Here is a 19100-nt window from a genome sequence, read left to right on the forward strand (position 1 = left end):
TGGACTTTTTCAGTGGCCTCACAGAGAGTAGGATCTTTCTCAACCTTACCCATCCATAGTGAGCTTTATAAAAATGATCTAATTAGCATTACACATTAAAACGGAAGTGAATAACGTCTCCGTCTTTTACAATATAGTCTTTTCCTTCTAAGCGAACTTTTCCTGCTTCACGTGCAGCACCCATTGTTTTTGCAGCTAATAAGTCATCATAAGAAACGGTTTCAGCACGGATGAAGCCTCGTTCGAAGTCTGTGTGGATGATTCCAGCACATTGAGGAGCCTTCATGCCTTTTTTAAATGTCCATGCGCGAACTTCTTGTTCACCAGCAGTGAAGTAAGTAGCAAGGCCAAGAAGATTGTATGAAGCTTTGATTAATTGATCAAGACCTGACTCTTCAATGCCAAGCTCTTCTAGGAACATTTCTTTTTCTTCCCCTTCAAGCTCAGCAATTTCAGATTCGATTTTTGCACAAACTACGATAACCTCAGCATTTTCGCCTGCAGCAAATTCACGAACTTGTTGAACATACGGGTTGTTAGAAGGATCAGCAACTTCCTCTTCACTAACATTAGCAACATATAAAATTGGTTTGATTGTTAACAAATGTAGTTGTTTTGCATATTTAAGCTGCTCTTCATTGAATTCTACTGCACGAGCAGGCTTTTCACTTTCAAAGGCTTCTTTTAACATTGATAAAATTTCATGTTCAAAAACAGCTGTTTTTTCTTTTTGTTTAGCAAGCTTTGCTACACGGTCGATACGTTTATCAACTGTCTCTAAGTCTGCTAATATCAATTCAAGGTTGATTGTTTCAATATCTGAAATAGGATCAACTTTTCCTGATACGTGTGTAATATTTTCGTCAGCAAAGCAACGTACAACATGACAAATTGCATCCACTTGGCGAATATGTGAAAGGAATTTGTTTCCTAAACCTTCACCCTTACTAGCACCTTTTACAATTCCTGCGATATCAGTGAATTCAAATGCTGTTGGAATAGTTTTCTTTGGGTTAACTAATTCAGTCAGTTTTTGTAAACGTTCATCCGGTACTTCTACAATTCCTACGTTAGGATCTATTGTACAGAATGGATAGTTTGCTGATTCAGCACCAGCTTGTGTAATTGCGTTAAATAAAGTAGATTTCCCTACGTTAGGAAGGCCTACAATTCCAGCAGTTAATGCCATTTTTCCCACTCCTCTATTTATAAACAAAAGATTGTCCGTTTTCATTCAATCTTCAACAATTATAGTTAGTAACTAAATAAAATACAAGCAAGTCTAGTAATATTGTTAACACATTCCAAATAATGAAAGAAAAAAAGAGCTCATCTCAGCTCTTGAAAATTAGTCTACTTTTTTTATATTAACTAAGCAATCATATAAAGTACTTCCCTGTCCATTATCTGAAACATCATCTGGTGTTAGCAGATTAACTGAACCACCAAATTTATGCCACTGGCCTTCATCAACATTAATTGTATTGGCATGTGCTTTCTTCAGTATTTTCACATCACCAGTCAGCTTTCCACGATCATTAAAAATGGTTACTTTATCTCCATCTACTAATTGTTTTTCTTTTGCAATATCTTCTGAAACTTCTATTTTAACAGTTTGCATTCCTTCTATAAGAACATAATGCTGAGAATGATTGGATCGTAATGGATGAATCGATAAAAGCTGGTACGGATATTTTTCAGCTAATCTAGGGTTTGAAATCGTTGATTCCTTTGGATAAATATATTGTGGTTTTCCTTCTAATCCTTTGTTAAACCCTAGCTCAGATGTAAATTCAAATTTACCACTTGGAGTTGAAAACTTCTTTGTTTCCCAAGGAACATGGTTCACAGGCAATGGAACACGTTTTTCTTCTTTTAATCGATCAAGCGTTATTCCTTTATCACATAAATGGGCTGTTGCCATTTCTAAATATTCTCCTCGTGTATAAGAAAATTCTTCTCCAAACCCAAGTCTTTCCGCTAATTCTGTCCATATCCATAAATCTGACTTTGCTTCACCTGGAGGTTCAACTAGCTTTTCTCCATAGTTTACATAGTGGTGATACATGGATGCATAATAAATATCTTCTTCCTCAAAGACTGTTGTTGTTGGTAACACATAGTCGGCTAATTCAGCTGTATCTGTTAAAAAATGATCAATGACAACAACTGTATCAACGGATTGAAAAGCTCTTATTATTTTGTTGGAGTCAGGGACTTGTACTAACGGATTTCCGCAGGTTACAATGATCATTTTTATCTCAGGATCCATTGCTTCTAATACGCCATCTGCCTGTTTCATCATTGAAAATGTTCTAGTTGATGTAGCCTTTTCAGGTAATGTTAAAGCCTGCATATTAAAGTTTTTACCAACCTGGATATTTCCAAAATTGGCTCCACCACCTGGTATACCGACATTCCCACTGATTGCAACTAGTGCGTCAATTAACCTAATTGTATTTCCACCATTAGAATACCTTTGCATTCCTAGACCTAAATAAGTTGTAGTAGGTCCATTCACATATAATTCAGCAATATATTTTATATCATCAAAGGAGATTTCAGCTTGTTCCAAAATTCCCTCTAAAGTAAAATGATTTAATAGTAAAATTAGATCTTCATAACCAACTGTATAATTCTTAATAAACTCTGCATCTTGTTTATTTTCACTAATTAAATATTTCATAACTCCAATTGCAACTAATCCATCCATTCCTGGCTTAATAGAAATATAGTGGTCAGAAATTTTTGCTGTTGCGTTATAAATTGGATCAATTACAGTAATTGTACTGCCACGCTTTTTCGCATCTTGCAACTGTTGAAACAAATGCATATTTGTTCTAGCAACATTTCTACCCCAAATAACGATATGTTTACTATGAAAAATATCATCTGGTGCATGGCTGTCGGAACTTCCGAAATCCCAAATTTGTGCTTCAATTCCAGATCCCCAGCAAATACTTCCTACTAAAGAAGTCGCTCCGCCAAAACTGTTAAAAAAACGTTTATCAAGATTTTTTAACAATCCATTATTCGCATAATCATGACTGTGTAAAACAGAAGCAGGACCGAAATTTTGTTTTAGTTCCTTCATCTTTTCAGCAATTTCATCAAGTGCTTGTTTCCATGAAATCTCTTGAAATACACCGTTCACTTTTTTTAGAGGAACTGTTAAGCGTTCTTTAGAATTAGTTTTCGTCTCAAGCATTCTTCCTCTTCCACATATCTTGCCTTTGGTAATTGGATGATCTTTGTCTCCTTCAACCTTAATGACCTTGCCATCCTCTACTGTAACCTCAAACCCGCAGCTATCCCAGCAGTTCAAAGGACAAGATGATTTAAATACTTGCTTCATATTCATTTCCCCTCGATCTACTCAGCAGACTCCTCATGTTTTATGAGAATTTTCTTTAGTTTTCTTGAAAACTCTCGACGTGGGATCATAACACTATGGTCACAACCTAAGCATTTAATTCTAATGTCCATTCCCATTCTAATGATTTTCCACTCATTTGTACCACAAGGGTGCTGTTTTTTCATTTCAACAACATCATTTAAAGCAAAATCTTTTTCCATAAGGTTCTACCTCCATTTCTTAACTCACTTCATCTTTTCTGTTATACATCACAACACGTGGATAAGGAATTTCGATACCTTTTTCATCTAACCTCATTTTAATGTCTTTTCTTAACATTCTTCCAATATGGAAGTGACGCATTGGTTCAACTTCACATGTTACACGAAGAACAACCTCTGAAGCACCAAGCATTTGAACACCTAATAATTCAGGTGGAGCAACTATATCTTCATATTTATCAGGAACTTCTAATAAGAGCTCTTGAATGACTCGCTCCGCTTCTGGGATATCACTTTCATAAGCAATACTAATATCTACAACGGCAATACTATTATTTATAGAGAAGTTTGTTACCTCTATAATGCTTCCATTTGGTAATATATGAATTTCGCCTGTCCAACTCTTTATTTTTGTTGTACGAAGTCCAATTTCTTCAACTGTTCCTTCAAAAGTTGAAATACGGATAAAATCACCAACAGAGAATTGATCTTCAAAAATAATAAAAAAGCCTGTAATAATATCTTTTACTAAGCTTTGAGCACCAAACCCCACTGCCAATCCAACAATACCGGCCCCTGCAAGCAACGCACCTACATTAAGACCAAATGTTTCAAGCACCATAATGATCGCAATAAAGTAAATAACGTAAGTGAGGATATTTTCTAGTAACTTTGAAAGAGTATTTTCTCTTCTCTCAGAAATTCTAATTGGTGATTTCCCACGGAATAAAAACACCTTTGTAATGGCTAATTTACCAATTCGTATAAAGATGGTTGAGACAATCAAGATTAATAAAATTTGTAAAAATCCTTTTCCAATTGTAATCCATAAATCAGCATTCGTTAAATAATTTACTGCATCGTTCCACATATCTTGTAAAATTTTCAATACGTTCACCCTTTACTAAGTAACAATTTATTATAAAAGAGCAACTACTATTTTCATAGCCATTATACTCTATTCCAAAAGAAATATCTTTTGGAAAACTTCATTATATATTACGTTTATTCTTTTGAAATTCGGGATACATCCCGAACTTTATACCTCTCCTACACATACGAAAGGCTGACTCTACTCAAATTTTTATCTTTAAGGAGTCAGCCATAATATCATTTTGTTCTATAACGATTTAAGATTGGATAAAGCAGAATGGTAACGAGTAAATAAAGATTAATTAGTCCATATAAAGGATATAGGATGCCCACTAGATTTGCAAAACCAAAACGAGTGAAAGGCAGCATGGCTAAAACGAGAATTAATGCTATTAGCCAAAATGGAACCTTTAATATTTGCTTAAATCGCGAGGCAAGTCCAAAAATTCCCGATACAGCTGTTGTATAAATTGCCAGCCATAACATCACAGACATAAAAAGGAAAAATCCAAATGGTGATCCTTTTAATACAGCAAAGAGCGGAATTTCATATTCTGTTAAATAATCAGCCATTTGAATGAGTGTTTCATTATAAACAAATGAGATTGTTCCTAATATAACTCCACTTCCAATACTGGCTACTTTCGCTTCCTTAAGACTTTTAATTTCTTTTCCAACTGCAGATAAAACTGCAATCAATGGCAAAATATTTAAAGCTGTAAATGTAAATGCTGCTGGCCAATTATACTGTTCATTTAAATCTAATACCCATGAATGATGATGGGAAATATTAAATGATAATAATGCATAAAACAGTCCAAAGACAAGCATGGGAATAATGATTGAGTTCAGCTTAATGATTCCATTTGAACTGCCTACAAACAACAATACTAGTAATACTGAAAAAAGCGTAATACCTGCCCAATATGGAATGGAAAAGGCTTCAAGCGTTGCTCCTCCTCCAGCAATCATAACGATTGTTGTTGTAAATAAATACAACACAATCAAAAAATCATACACATAAGAAAGTTTTTTACCAACTAATCTTTCTAAGATTGGGAAAAAGTGATCAGACTGAGCTTCGTAACTGATTTTCATAATCACATAGACAGCTATGATAAAGATAACCGTAAAGATGACGATAGCTAGTCCGCTCTCAAAGCCGAAAAACTGCCAGAGTTCTCTTCCTGATGCATATCCTGCTCCAATAATTGTTCCTAAAATCAAAAACATCCATTTAAAACCTGAATTCATTTTTCTCACCTCTTAAGGCTGTCCTATTTACAACGAGCATGTATAGAATTGAACATTTCTCCGTATACTGTTACTACTATGACGTGGGAGTGAATTCTATGAATCTTAAATCAGGTCTTTTTCATTCAGATAAAAATCAAGAACGTATTCATTATGAGGATCAGGACGCTACACAGCTAGTTTCAACCACCCTTTTAGATCATTTGCCAAAACTTTATTTCAAGCCAATTGTTTTTGTTTGTATTGGAACAGACCGATCAACAGGTGATAGCTTAGGTCCACTAATTGGTACGTCCTTAAATAAAGAATTGTCCCATTTCCATGTCTATGGAACTCTTAAAGATCCAGTACACGCTGTAAATCTAAAAGAATCGCTTGAAACCATCAATAAAAACCACCGAAATCCATTTATTATTGCGATTGATGCTTGTTTAGGAAGAATGAAAAGTGTTGGATTCATGGAAATTGCAAAAGGATCAATAAAACCTGGAGCAGGTGTAAACAAAGAATTACCAGCAGTAGGTGATATGCATATCACCGGTATTGTTAACATAAGTGGATATATGGAGTTCCTCGTGCTACAAAATACACGCCTTCACTTAGTAATGAGTATGGCGGACATTATTTCTAATGGAATCATTGAAGCAGAAAAGAATTATCTAGAAAAGAGAATTTATGTTAGAAGAAAATGGTTGGCAAGTGAGGATTCTGCAATTAATTAAAACTTTCTTCTTACAAACAGAAATACACTGCATATCTCATGCAGTGTATTAAGTATTTCCTTTTAAAAATGATGCTGGACTAGAACAATAGCAGTAATAACTAAAATACCTGGTAGTAGGTTTGCTACTCTTATTTGTTTTAAGCCTAGAATATTAATTCCTATAGCTATGATCATAACCCCACCTATAGAAGTCAGTTCAGCTATTAATCTTTCTAATAACTCATCTGATAAAAACTGATGAATAACATTTGCAAAAAGAGCAATTCCTCCTTGATAAAGAAATACTGGTATAGAGGAAAACAATACGCCTATTCCAAGAGTACTGGCCAAAATCATACTTGTGAATCCATCGATCATTGACTTTGTTAATAAAACAGCATGGTCTTGACGTAAACCACTGTCTAATGCACCAATGATTGCCATTGCACCTACAAGAAAGATTAATGTAGCAGTAACAAAACCTTGTGCTATATTACCCGTTTCTGATTTCCCTAACTTTCTTTCCAACATATTTCCTACTGACTGGAGGTGATTTTCAATCCTTAACCACTCTCCTATAACAGTTCCAAGCACAAGGCTAACAATAACAATGAAGAAATCCTCGCTTTTTAAGGCCATGCTAATTCCCAGTACAACTACAGAAAGACCTATGGCCATCATTACTGTTTCTTTCATTTGTTCAGGAATTCTTCTTAGTAAAAGACCAATAAGGGTTCCTACAATAATAGCTAGTGCATTCACAATGCTTCCAAATAAAACCATACCTGCTAAATCCCCTCTTTATAAACATAGATACATATTAATTAATTCAAAGAAAAAAGTGCAAAGAAAAAGACTGACTACTAAGCCAGCTCTAAAGGAAACCTGTTTATTGTTGCTGTTGTTCTAACAATTCTAAAATACGATCTAAATCATCTTGGGAAAAGAATTCTATTTCAATCTTTCCTTTTTTCTTCTGCTTTTTAATTGTAACAGACGTTCCGAAATACTCCTGTAAAAATGATTCTCTTTCTTTTATAAATACATCTTTTTCAGGCTTTTTCTTTTTCGTTTCACGTGAAACATTACTATTTAACTGTTGGATAAGCTGCTCTAGTTGACGAACATTTAAATGTTCTCGAATAATTTTTTCAACTAGTGCATTTAATTTTTCTTTGTTTTTTAATCCAAGTAAAGTTCGACCATGCCCCATAGATAATTTACCTTCAGCTATTAATTGCTGAATTTGATCTGGCAATGTTAGAAGTCTAACATGGTTAGCAATATGTGGTCTGCTTTTTCCTAACCTTTTTGCTAATGCTTCTTGAGTTAGGTCTAAATGCTCCATTAGCTTTTGATATGCTAGGGCTTCTTCAATTGGACTTAAATCTTCACGTTGTAAATTTTCTAAAAGCGCGAGCTCCATCATTTGTTGCTCTGATAACTCTCTTACAACAGCAGGAATAACTGTTAGCTCTGCCGCTTTTGCTGCACGAAATCTTCTTTCCCCAACAACAATTTCAAAGCCTTTAATACTTTTCCTCACTATAATTGGTTGCAGGACACCATGCTGTAAAATGGATTCTTTTAATTCATTAATCGCATCTTCTTCAAATACTTTACGTGGTTGATAAGGATTTGGGCGTATCTCATTTATGTTGATTTCTTGAATAGATTCTTCCTTTTCGACCTCCATGTTAGTGAAGAGAGCATTAATACCTTTTCCTAAACCTCTAGCCATTTACAACCACTTCCTTTGCCAAATCTAAATAAACTTCTGCTCCTCTAGATCTTGGATCATAAATGATAATTGGTTGTCCGTGACTTGGTGCCTCGCTTAAGCGAATATTTCTTGGAATGATTGTTTTATAAACCTTGTCCTGAAAATATTTTTTCACTTCATCAATTACTTGAATACCTAGATTTGTTCTTGCATCTAGCATTGTTAATAAAACACCTTCTATTGTAAGATCAGTGTTTAAATGCTTTTGTACAAGTCGGACAGTATTTAATAATTGGCTTAATCCCTCAAGAGCGTAATATTCACATTGTACCGGTATTAACACGGCATCTGATGCTGTTAGGGCATTAATGGTGAGCAATCCTAATGATGGTGGACAGTCAATCACCATATAATCATACTGATCTTTTACAGCTTCAAGTGCCCTTTTGAGTCTAACTTCTCTGGAAATTGTTGGTACAAGTTCTATTTCAGCCCCAGCTAACTGTATCGTGGCTGGAATAATATCAAGATTTTCTACGGCTGTAGATTTTATAACGTCCTTTGCATCTACATCATCTACTAAAATATCATAAATACAATGGGCAACATCAGCTTTTTCAATGCCAATCCCGCTCGTTGCATTACCTTGTGGGTCAACATCGACGAGAAGAACTCGTTTCCCAATGTATGCTAAGCAAGCTCCTAAATTTACGGATGTGGTTGTTTTTCCAACACCACCTTTTTGGTTTGCAATCGCAATAATTTTCCCCACGATGTCACCTACTTTCATCTTCTAATTGTTAAAATTTTACAGTAAAGAAAAAAGCATAAAAGTGAACCCATCTAGCTGTTCCTGAAGGTAGCTACTAGATGAATAGATTTCTTTCTTTTATTTTACAACATTCTACAAATAGTTACTTTCAATCATTTTTTTATTTTATCATGAAAATTGGATGAAGGGTTTGAATTTTTTTGTATTTATGTAAAATAGTAAATTCTACTAATTAAAATTCATTTTTATCATTATAAAGAGATATCTTCCTAGGAGACTTGGATAAGTGAGGATGTTATTATCATAATATTGTGTTCATTGCTAGATAATCATTCCACAATGGTTAACACTTCTTTTGTCGAATCTAGTACAAAGAAAAAAGGCCTGACAAAAAGCCAGTACCTAACAGCCATATGTGGAATAGATAATAGTTTATTAAAATAGTTATTATTCAATATTATTTTGGAATTTTAATTGTGAATTGGATATACTCATCAAATTCTTCTTCTTCCGTATTCAATTTTACGCCACTGTCAGCTACCATTGTTAGGGATTGACGAATTGTATTCATAGCAATTCTTGTATCTCTACTAAATGCTTTACGCTTTGGTTTTGGTTTTGCATTATTTTTTTCAAGTAGCTTGACTACCCTATCTTCTGTTTGCTTAACATTCAATTGTTTTTCAACAATTTCCTCTAACAGTGTAATTTGTAGCTGTTGATCTTTTAATGGAATTAGTGCACGTGCATGACGTTCAGTAATTGCTTTTTGAAGTAATGCCTCCTGGACTTCTTCAGGAAGCTTTAACAAACGCAGCTTATTTGCTATAGTTGATTGACCTTTACCAAGTCTTTGGGCTAATGCTTCTTGAGTTAAGTCATGTAATTCTAGTAACTTAGCATAAGCAACTGCTTCCTCTATTGAAGATAACTCTTCCCTTTGAAGGTTTTCTATTAAAGCAACACTAGCTGTTTCAGTATCGTTGAAATCCTTTACAATTGCAGGTATCTCTTCCCAACCTAAAGTCTGTACAGCACGCCAGCGTCTTTCACCTGCAATCAACTCAAATTTACCACCTATTTCTCGAACAACAATAGGCTGAATAATTCCATGAGTACGAATTGTTAGGGCTAATTCTTCAATCTTTTCATTTGAAAAAACGGTACGTGGCTGGAAGCGGTTAGGAGTAATATCCTTAATTGGAATCTTTTTAACCTCTTCCCTTATTTCTTCTGCTGTGTCTTCTTGTTCAACTTCCTCTACTACGATTTGATTAGCTTGTGCTTGTTCTTTTTCTCCCAAACCGAAAAAGCGAGAAAATGGATGCTTCATGAGCCTACACCACCTTTTAAAACTACCAATTTAAATATTCTATTTCTCTTACATTATTTCCTGCAAAATACTCAAAAGTTCGAGTAAATGTTTCACATGAAACATCTACTCGATTGGAAGTTTATTTGGCGTTCCAGGCTTTCGAGGATATTTTTTAGGAGTGCTTTTTTCTTTTTCAATAATTAAGATTGTTCTCTCACTTTCCTCTAAAGGCAGTTCAAATGAGTGAATTTCTTGCACTTTACCACCTAATACGGTAACGGCCTTTTTACCGGCCTCAAGTTCTTCCTGTGCTGCTGCCCCTTTCATAGCAATGAAGTATCCATCCTTTTTTGCTAAAGGAATACATAATTCGCTTAGAACAGATAGCCTCGCAACAGCCCTGGCTGTGACAACATCATAAGTTTCCCGAACCTGTTTATTTTGACCAAACGTTTCAGCTCGATCATGAAATAATTGCACTGAATTTAATCCTAATTCTTTTGATAAATGCGATAAAAAAGTAATTCTTTTTTGTAAAGAGTCAACAATTGATACCTTTAAATGAGGAAAACAAATGTTTAAAGGAATACTTGGAAATCCAGCTCCTGCACCTACATCACATATACTTAGTGGCTTAGAGAAATCAAAATAAAATGCTGCAGATATAGAATCATAAAAATGTTTTAAATACACGTCATTTTTGTCTGTAATTGACGTTAAATTCATTTTTTCATTCCACTCTACTAAGAGCTTAAAATATAACTCAAATTGGTCCATCTGCTGCTGAGAAAGAGAAATCCCCTTCTCAGCCAAGCTTGATTGAAATAATGCTGTATCCATATTCATAACCTTTCTGTTAAAGATTGGTTTTATAACAGTAATTATTGATTTGAAACTCTGGCAATTCTACCTTGTTCCAGGTATACCAATAATATTGAAATATCAGCTGGGTTTACTCCAGAAATACGTGAAGCTTGTGCAACTGATAATGGTCTAACTTCCTTAAGCTTTTGACGTGCTTCTGAAGCTAAGCCATTAATATCATCATAATCAATATTTTCAGGGATTTTTTTGTTTTCCATTTTCTTAAGCTTTTCAACTTGTTGTAAGGATTTTTCAATATACCCCTCATATTTGATTTGTATTTCTACCTGTTCTGCAACATCTGAATCCACTTCTGTTTCTGATGGTACAAGCTGAGCGATATGCTCATAGTTCATTTCTGGTCGTTTTAATAAATCAGCTGCTTTTATGCCATCTTTAAGCTCACTACCGCCGACAGAAAGAATAAGTTTTTGTGTTTCTTGATTCGGCTTAATGATGACAGATGATAAGCGTTGTTTCTCTTCTTCAATTGCTTGCTTCTTAGTTTTGAATTTTTCAAAACGTTCATCAGAAATTAATCCGATTTTCTTCCCTGTTTCGGTTAAGCGCAAATCGGCATTATCATGTCTTAGTAGTAATCGATATTCTGCTCTTGATGTTAGTAAGCGATATGGTTCACTTGTACCTTTTGTTACAAGATCATCAATGAGTACACCTATATAAGCATCCGAGCGACTTAAAATCACTTCTTCTTTTTCAAGAGCCTTTTGTGCAGCATTAATTCCTGCCATTAATCCTTGACCGGCAGCTTCTTCATAACCGGAAGTTCCATTAATTTGTCCTGCTGTATATAGAGAAGTAATCTTTTTCGTTTCTAAAGTTGGCCATAATTGAGTTGGGACAATGGCATCGTATTCAATTGCATATCCCGCTCTCATCATTTGAACCTTTTCAAGTCCAGGAATTGTTTTCAAAATTTGCTGTTGAACATCTTCTGGTAAACTTGTTGATAGCCCCTGCACATATACTTCTTGTGTATTTCTACCTTCTGGCTCTAAGAAGATTTGATGACGCGGCTTATCATTAAAGCGAACAACTTTATCCTCAATAGATGGACAATAACGAGGTCCTGTGCCTTTAATCATTCCCGAATACATAGGAGAACGATGTAAATTATCATCAATAATTTTATGAGTTTCTCCGCTCGTATACGTTAACCAGCAAGGTAGCTGATCTGTAATGTATTTTGTTGTTTCATAAGAAAATGCACGTGGCACTTCATCTCCGGGTTGAATTTCTGTTTTGCTATAGTCAATCGAATGACTATTTACTCGTGGAGGTGTTCCTGTTTTGAAACGAACTAAATCAAAGCCCAATTCTTGTAAATGCTCTGATAGCTTAATTGAAGGCTGCTGATTGTTTGGTCCACTTGAGTATTTTAATTCTCCTAGAATAATTTCTCCTCGCAAAAAAGTACCTGTTGTTATTACAACTGCTTTCGCAGAATATTCAGCTCCAGTTTGAGTAACCACACCTTTACAAACACCGTCTTCAACGATTAACCGATCAACCATTCCTTGTAGCAGTGTAAGGTTACGTTCATTTTCCATCGTTTTTTTCATTTCATGTTGATATGAAAACTTATCTGCTTGTGCACGAAGCGCTCGAACAGCTGGGCCTTTTCCAGTGTTTAGCATTCTCATTTGGATATGGGTTTTGTCGATGTTTTTCCCCATTTCTCCGCCTAAAGCATCAATTTCACGAACAACAATCCCTTTTGCTGGTCCACCAACAGATGGATTACATGGCATAAATGCAACCATATCCAGATTAATGGTAATGACGAGAGTTTTTGCTCCCATTCTTGCTGATGCAAGTGCTGATTCACACCCTGCATGTCCAGCTCCTACAACAATGACATCATAATCTCCTGCATGATACGTCATAGAGGAACCTCCTTTATTTAAAAATATCTAATTTATTTCCCTAAACAGAACTGAGAAAACAGTTGATCAATTAAGCTTTCGTGAACTGCATCTCCAATTATTTCCCCAAGCTGTTCCCAACAACGGGTTAAATCTATTTGTACAATATCAATTGGAACTCCTGCTTCTATACCTATTAATGCATCATTAATAGAAGTTTCGGCAGCTGTTAATAGGGCAATATGTCTTGAGTTTGAAACATATGTTAAGTCTCCGCTTTGGACATTTCCTTCAAAGAATAATGCACTTATCGCTTCTTCCAATGCATCTATTCCCTGTTCTTCTAATAGTGATGTTGTAACAACTGGTCTTCCCGCTGCTTGCTCCTTCACCTTTTGAAGATCAATTTTTTGATCCAAGTCCGTTTTATTAACAATAACGATAATATCCATTCCTTTTACGGCTTCAAAAAGCTGAACATCTTCTTGAGAAAGTTCTTCGTTGTAATTTAGAACTAGTAAAATAAGATCCGCTTCTTTAAGTACTTTTCTCGAACGTTCAACACCAATACGTTCTACAATATCTTCTGTTTCACGTATTCCAGCTGTATCAACTAATCGTAAAGGAACACCTCTTACATTGACGTATTCTTCTATAACATCTCTTGTTGTTCCAGGGATATCTGTAACAATTGCTTTATTTTCATGAACAAGGCTGTTTAATAAAGATGACTTCCCAACGTTTGGTCGTCCAATTATAACAGTAGACAAGCCTTCTCTAAGAATCTTCCCTTGCTGTGATGTTTTCAATAACTTACTGATTTCATTTTTTACAAATGTAGCTTTTTCAACAAGCATTTGATGAGTCATTTCCTCAACATCATCATATTCAGGATAATCAATATTGACTTCAACATGTGCTAGTGTTTCTAGAATCTCCTGTCTTAGCTTCTGAACAAGCTTTGACAGTTTTCCTTCCATTTGCCCTAAAGCCACATTCATTGCCCGATCCGTTTTTGCTCGTATTAAGTCCATTACAGCCTCAGCTTGAGACAAATCAATCCGACCATTCAAAAAGGCTCTCTTTGTAAACTCTCCTGGTTCTGCTAGTCTTGCACCATGTTGAATGACTAACTGAAGTACCCGGTTCACTGTCACAATTCCACCGTGACAGTTTATTTCTACTATATCTTCTCTCGTAAATGTCTTTGGTCCCCTCATTAAAGACAACATTACCTCTTCTACAACTTGACCAGTTTTTGGGTCTACTATATGTCCGTAATGGATCGTATGGGAGTCAACATTTGTTAACCTTTTATTCGAAGGAGCTTTAAACAGTCGATCAGCAATTTCTATTGCTTCCTCACCACTTAACCGGACAATGGCAATAGCTCCCTCTCCTAAAGGTGTCGATATCGCTGCGATTGTATCTAACTCCATCGCTACGACCACCTCTCTCTTCATTTATGTAAAATTTCTTCCTCTTAAAATGCGACCAATTTTTTAAAGATAGCACATTTCGTTTTCTTTAGAAAGCGAAATTACCTCATTTTGTCCACAATTATTTATCCACTCTCTTCATACCTTTCTCTATTTTAACTTATCCACATGTTAATAACAATATTTGATGAATTTGAAATATTTTATGAAGTGCACTGGCACCACCCGATATTTGTAGAAGGCTGTCGATAATATAAACATTTCTTTGTCTTGCTACAGAAAAAAAGCAAAAAAAAAGAGAATGACTCAACGAGCCATTCTCTTAGATTTTGGAGAAATAACCAGATGACGATTTGGTTCTTCTCCAACTGAAAAAGTTTTTATATCTTTAAATTCTGCTAATGCAGCATGTATGATTTTTCTTTCATATGAAGGCATTGGTTCTAATGGAACATTTTTGGATGTACGAATTGCCTGCTGTGCTAGTTTTCCAGCTAATTGCTTAAGCGTTTCTTTTCTTTTTGCACGATAATTTTCAGCATCAATGATAATTTGTAGATAAGAATTAGAATATCGATTTGCAGCTAATTGTGTTAAATACTGAAGGGAGTTTAACGTTTGTCCTCTTTTTCCGATAAGAACAGCCATTTTCTCACCTGATAATTGCATGTTCACAATTTTACCAGTCTGTTTCACTAAAATCTCTGCATCGATCCCCATTTTCTGAACTACATTAGCTAAAAATTCTTTTGCATACTTAACTGGCTCGTGTACAATTTTGACCTTCACTCTAGCAGGTTTTTTTCCAATACCTAAAAATCCCTTTTTTCCTTCTTCGAGAATTGTGATTTCAACTTCTTCTCGTTTTGCCTGTAATTGCTTTAATGCTTCCTCGACTGCTTCATTGACAGTAAGTCCACCAGCAGTTACTTCTCTCACTTCTTCTTTCCTCCACTATTAGAAGCTTCTTTTTGCTCCTTAAGCTCAGGACCTTTTATGAAGTATGTTTGAATGATCATGAATAAGTTACCTACTACCCAATATAAAGAAAGAGCTGCAGGGAAGCTAATTGCAAAAACAATAATCATAATAGGCATAATATAAAGCATCATAGCCATTTGGGGATTTTGATTTGCTGTACCAGCCATCATCATTTTTTGTTGAATAAATGTTGTTAAACCAGCAACCAACGGCAGGATAAAGAATGGATCTCTTTCACCCAAGTCAAACCATAAAAAATTATGCTCAGCGATTTCCGTTGTTCTCATAATCGCATGATAGAAACCAATCAAAATTGGCATCTGAACGATTAACGGGAAACAACCTGCAAGAGGATTAACACCATGTTTCTGGAATAAAGCCATTGTTTCCTGTTGAAGTTTTTGTTGTGTTTGTTGATCTTTTGAGCTGTACTTTTCTCTCAACTTCTGCATTTCCGGTTGAATTGCTTGCATTGCTTTAGAACTTTTCATTTGTTTAATCATTAGCGGTAATATTGCTAATCGAATAATAATTGTAACAATTACAATGGCAATCCCATAATTATCGCCTGTTAATTCAGCAAAATATGTAATAAGTTGTGATAAAGGATATACGATATACGAATTCCAAAATCCTTCACTTTCAGATGTAATTGGAGTATTAACCTCCGTACATCCTGTCAAAAGGGTCAAAACACTAATTAACCCTGCTATTAAAAGTATGCGCCTCTTCAAACCTTTTTTCCTCCTAACCGATAATAGATACTATTCATGTACGTACGTTAAAAGATAGAAAAAGTTCCACATCGTTAATATCTTAACACTTTTATAAATAGAATTGTTTTTCTTAGTAAAGTTTTCGGTAGTATAATTTCAACAATATTCTACATCTTCTTTGGCTGATAGATTTTTGCTTTTCGAAATAAATGTTGCAAACTTCCTTTTACTTCATGATAATTCATTTCAGCTGCAGGCTTTCTAGCAATAATAATAAATTCCTTACCAGAAGCAATTCGATGTTTTTCTTCTGTAAACACTTGTCGAATTAACCGCTTAACTTTATTTCTTGTTACAGCATTTCCTATTTTTTTGCTTACAGATAGTCCAATTCGGAACTCTTTCTCTTCAGGCTTTTGCATGATATACAAAACAAATTGTCTATTGGCAAAAGATTTCCCTCTCTTGAAAACTACTTGAAAATCTTTATTCTTCTTTATTCTATATTTCCTTCTCATCTATTTCACTCCGGTTTGTTCTGTTAATAGGCTAACAGAATAATCACCATCATTATATCTGAAATAAAACGAATTTAAACAAGAAATGATCTAGCACTCTTCTTCCCCATTTCCTGAATAAATCGTTTTATTCATTCATCTGCAAAAAAAGACCACTGATTTTTCAGTGGCCTACGCTGATAATACTTTTCTTCCTCTGCGACGACGGCGAGCAAGAACTTTACGTCCATTAGCAGTGCTCATACGGCTACGGAAACCATGAACTTTACTACGTTTACGTTTGTTTGGTTGATAAGTACGTTTCATATATGACACCTCCCTGAGGAATAACAGTTAAAGACAGTCTTACTAATTATAGTTACCTACCCTATGAATTGTCAACCATCATCCGTTTTTTTATTAAGTTTATTTTCTTTTCATCATCTATTTTACATTTATTTATTATCCTCTATTAATTCTTTTTTGAAATCCACTCTCCGCTTCAAGATCTCATATCCTTTTTAGAACAGCTTACCTCCAACCAAAATCAACAGCTAGACATCAACAATTGTTTAAGGTCCATAGCCTGTGGATAAATTTTCGACAGAATTCTCCACTATCCACATACGTTATCGACAACTTTTTCACAAGTTAGTCCATTGTGGACAATTTCCTTCAACAAATGATTAATTATGTGGATAAGTTTGTAAAAACCGTTGCATATCTAGATTTATTCTGATATTATATTTGTGTTTTCACTCTTAATAATCTATTTTAAAAATCAATATATCCACAGACTGTGGATAACATGTGGAAAGATTATAAACAGCTTGTGTAAATTGTTGTCCACATCACATTAGTTTTGTCGAAAAGATGTTTTTCTACTATATTATATATTTATTCACATTCTTTTGCATCTGTATGTTTATACATGAATATTCGCACCTTGTACAAAGCTTGTACAGTACGGTTAGGGATGCATCGTAAAGGAGGGACAAAACGCAAATGGAGAATATATCTGAGCTTTGGAGTAAGGCTTTGGCAGAGATCGAAAAGAAAATTAGTAAGCCAAGCTTTGAAACATGGTTAAAATCAACAAAGGCTCATGGCATTCAAGGTGATACCTTAACAATTACCGCTCCTAACGAATTTGCAAGAGATTGGCTGGAATCCCGTTACTTACACTTAATCGCTGATTCAATTTATCAATTAACAGGTGAAGAGTTTGCTATAAAATTTATTATTCCCCAAAATCAGACGGATGATGATTTTGTTCCAAATTCACCGATCAAACAGATAAATAAAGCCGATGAAGAACAAACAGAATTACCGCAAAACATGCTAAATCCTAAGTATACATTTGATACTTTTGTTATTGGATCAGGAAATCGATTTGCTCATGCAGCATCATTAGCAGTAGCTGAAGCACCTGCAAAAGCCTATAATCCCCTTTTTATTTACGGGGGAGTTGGACTTGGAAAAACTCACTTAATGCATGCCATTGGACATTATGTGATTGATCATAACCCATCGGCAAAAGTTGTTTATTTATCTTCTGAAAAGTTTACAAATGAATTTATCAACTCTATTAGAGATAACAAAGCAGTTGATTTTCGTAACAAATATAGAAGTGTTGATGTACTTTTAATAGATGATATTCAATTCTTGGCTGGGAAAGAACAAACTCAAGAGGAATTTTTCCATACTTTTAATACATTGCATGAAGAGAGTAAGCAAATCGTTATTTCCAGTGATCGACCGCCAAAAGAAATTCCAACATTAGAAGATCGCCTTCGTTCTCGCTTTGAATGGGGATTAATTACAGATATTACCCCTCCTGATTTGGAAACCAGGATTGCGATTCTCCGCAAAAAGGCTAAAGCTGAAGGGCTCGATATTCCTAATGAAGTTATGCTTTATATTGCAAATCAAATTGATTCAAATATTCGAGAGCTTGAAGGTGCACTGATTCGTGTAGTGGCCTATTCTTCTCTTATTAACAAAGATATAAATGCTGATTTGGCTGCTGAAGCACTAAAAGATATTATTCCAAACTCAAAACCAAAAATGATTTCAATTAGTGATATTCAGCGAATAGTTGGACAAGAATATCAGGTGAAGTTAGAAGATTTTAAGGCGAAGAAACGAACAAAATCTGTTGCTTTTCCAAGACAAATCGCTATGTATCTTTCAAGAGAACTTACCGATTCTTCTCTGCCTAAAATTGGTGAGGAATTTGGAGGACGAGATCATACAACCGTCATTCATGCTCATGAGAAAATATCAAAAATGCTTCAAAGTGATGAGCAGCTGCAAAAACAGTTAAAAGATATTACTGGACTTTTAAAAGGCTCTTAATTTTAATATTGAATAGTGTGAATAACTATTACACATATATACACAGTCTGTCCACATGTGGATAGGCTGTGTTTCCTTTCGTTTAGGTCAGTTATCCACATTTCCACAAGCCCTACTAGTACTTCTACTATATTTTTATAAAA

The 19100-nt window shown here is 34.9% G+C and carries 18 protein-coding genes; 2 read left to right on the forward strand and 16 right to left on the reverse strand.

Annotated features, from left to right (window positions below):
• Positions 1-88 precede the first annotated feature (88 nt).
• From ychF to COD11_RS14485, 5 genes are all read right to left on the reverse strand, one after another.
• Positions 89-1189: a redox-regulated ATPase YchF gene (gene ychF / locus COD11_RS14465; RefSeq protein WP_098797609.1), complete on the reverse strand. Its 1101-nt coding sequence runs from the start codon at positions 1187-1189 to the stop codon at positions 89-91.
• A 159-nt stretch (positions 1190-1348) separates the two neighbouring features.
• A complete protein-coding gene (locus tag COD11_RS14470; RefSeq protein WP_098797610.1) occupies positions 1349-3355 on the reverse strand; it encodes a molybdopterin-dependent oxidoreductase in 2007 nt (668 codons plus the stop codon).
• Positions 3356-3372: 17 nt separating this feature from the next.
• Positions 3373-3576 (reverse strand): DUF951 domain-containing protein, encoded by a 204-nt coding sequence (locus COD11_RS14475; protein ID WP_098797611.1) that lies wholly within the window; start codon positions 3574-3576, stop codon positions 3373-3375.
• A gap of 19 nt (positions 3577-3595) precedes the next feature.
• A complete protein-coding gene (locus COD11_RS14480) occupies positions 3596-4447 on the reverse strand; it encodes a mechanosensitive ion channel family protein (RefSeq protein ID WP_098797631.1) in 852 nt (283 codons plus the stop codon).
• Between the two features lie 239 nt (positions 4448-4686).
• Complete coding sequence (locus COD11_RS14485; protein WP_098797612.1) at positions 4687-5703, reverse strand: YkvI family membrane protein; 1017 nt, start codon at positions 5701-5703, stop codon at positions 4687-4689.
• 98 nt (positions 5704-5801) lie between these two features.
• Between COD11_RS14485 and yyaC the strand changes: the two genes are divergently transcribed.
• Entirely contained in the window at positions 5802-6425 is a 624-nt protein-coding gene (yyaC, locus tag COD11_RS14490; RefSeq protein WP_098797613.1) for a spore protease YyaC, read from the forward strand.
• Positions 6426-6487: 62 nt separating this feature from the next.
• Here the strand turns inward: yyaC and COD11_RS14495 are convergent, their stop codons facing one another.
• The 11 genes from COD11_RS14495 to rpmH form a co-directional block, all read right to left on the reverse strand.
• Complete coding sequence (locus COD11_RS14495; RefSeq protein ID WP_098797614.1) at positions 6488-7189, reverse strand: DUF554 domain-containing protein; 702 nt, start codon at positions 7187-7189, stop codon at positions 6488-6490.
• A 106-nt stretch (positions 7190-7295) separates the two neighbouring features.
• A complete protein-coding gene (locus tag COD11_RS14500) occupies positions 7296-8147 on the reverse strand; it encodes a ParB/RepB/Spo0J family partition protein (RefSeq protein ID WP_098797615.1) in 852 nt (283 codons plus the stop codon).
• Positions 8140-8901, reverse strand: a complete 762-nt coding sequence (locus tag COD11_RS14505; RefSeq protein ID WP_098797616.1) for a ParA family protein — start codon at positions 8899-8901, stop codon at positions 8140-8142. The genes COD11_RS14500 and COD11_RS14505 overlap by 8 nt, the downstream gene beginning before the upstream one ends.
• Before the next feature lie 457 nt (positions 8902-9358).
• Positions 9359-10234 carry a nucleoid occlusion protein gene (gene noc / locus COD11_RS14510; protein WP_098797617.1) on the reverse strand — a complete coding sequence of 292 codons (876 nt, stop codon included), beginning with the start codon at positions 10232-10234 and terminating at the stop codon, positions 9359-9361.
• Positions 10235-10339: 105 nt separating this feature from the next.
• Positions 10340-11056: a 16S rRNA (guanine(527)-N(7))-methyltransferase RsmG gene (rsmG, locus tag COD11_RS14515; RefSeq protein ID WP_098797618.1), complete on the reverse strand. Its 717-nt coding sequence runs from the start codon at positions 11054-11056 to the stop codon at positions 10340-10342.
• Positions 11057-11097: 41 nt separating this feature from the next.
• Positions 11098-12987 (reverse strand): tRNA uridine-5-carboxymethylaminomethyl(34) synthesis enzyme MnmG, encoded by a 1890-nt coding sequence (gene mnmG, locus COD11_RS14520; RefSeq protein ID WP_098797619.1) that lies wholly within the window; start codon positions 12985-12987, stop codon positions 11098-11100.
• A 32-nt stretch (positions 12988-13019) separates the two neighbouring features.
• Positions 13020-14405, reverse strand: coding sequence for a tRNA uridine-5-carboxymethylaminomethyl(34) synthesis GTPase MnmE (gene mnmE, locus COD11_RS14525; protein WP_098797620.1), 1386 nt, complete (start codon positions 14403-14405; stop codon positions 13020-13022).
• A gap of 306 nt (positions 14406-14711) precedes the next feature.
• The gene (gene jag / locus COD11_RS14530; protein WP_098797621.1) at positions 14712-15344 is read right to left on the reverse strand and encodes an RNA-binding cell elongation regulator Jag/EloR; all 633 of its coding nucleotides are present in this window, start codon (positions 15342-15344) and stop codon (positions 14712-14714) included.
• Positions 15341-16120 (reverse strand): YidC family membrane integrase SpoIIIJ, encoded by a 780-nt coding sequence (gene spoIIIJ / locus COD11_RS14535; RefSeq protein WP_098797622.1) that lies wholly within the window; start codon positions 16118-16120, stop codon positions 15341-15343. The genes jag and spoIIIJ overlap by 4 nt, the downstream gene beginning before the upstream one ends.
• Positions 16121-16269: 149 nt before the next feature.
• On the reverse strand, positions 16270-16620 hold the full coding sequence (gene rnpA / locus COD11_RS14540; RefSeq protein ID WP_098797623.1) for a ribonuclease P protein component: 351 nt from the start codon (positions 16618-16620) through the stop codon (positions 16270-16272).
• A gap of 171 nt (positions 16621-16791) precedes the next feature.
• Positions 16792-16926: a 50S ribosomal protein L34 gene (gene rpmH, locus COD11_RS14545; protein ID WP_026561635.1), complete on the reverse strand. Its 135-nt coding sequence runs from the start codon at positions 16924-16926 to the stop codon at positions 16792-16794.
• A 678-nt stretch (positions 16927-17604) separates the two neighbouring features.
• Here rpmH and dnaA point away from each other — a divergent pair.
• Complete coding sequence (gene dnaA, locus COD11_RS14550; protein ID WP_098797624.1) at positions 17605-18957, forward strand: chromosomal replication initiator protein DnaA; 1353 nt, start codon at positions 17605-17607, stop codon at positions 18955-18957.
• Positions 18958-19100: the final 143 nt, after the last annotated feature.

Origin of the sequence: Bacillus sp. AFS040349 (assembly GCF_002577655.1) — a bacterium.
Taxonomy (GTDB): Bacteria; Bacillota; Bacilli; order Bacillales; family Bacillaceae; genus Metabacillus.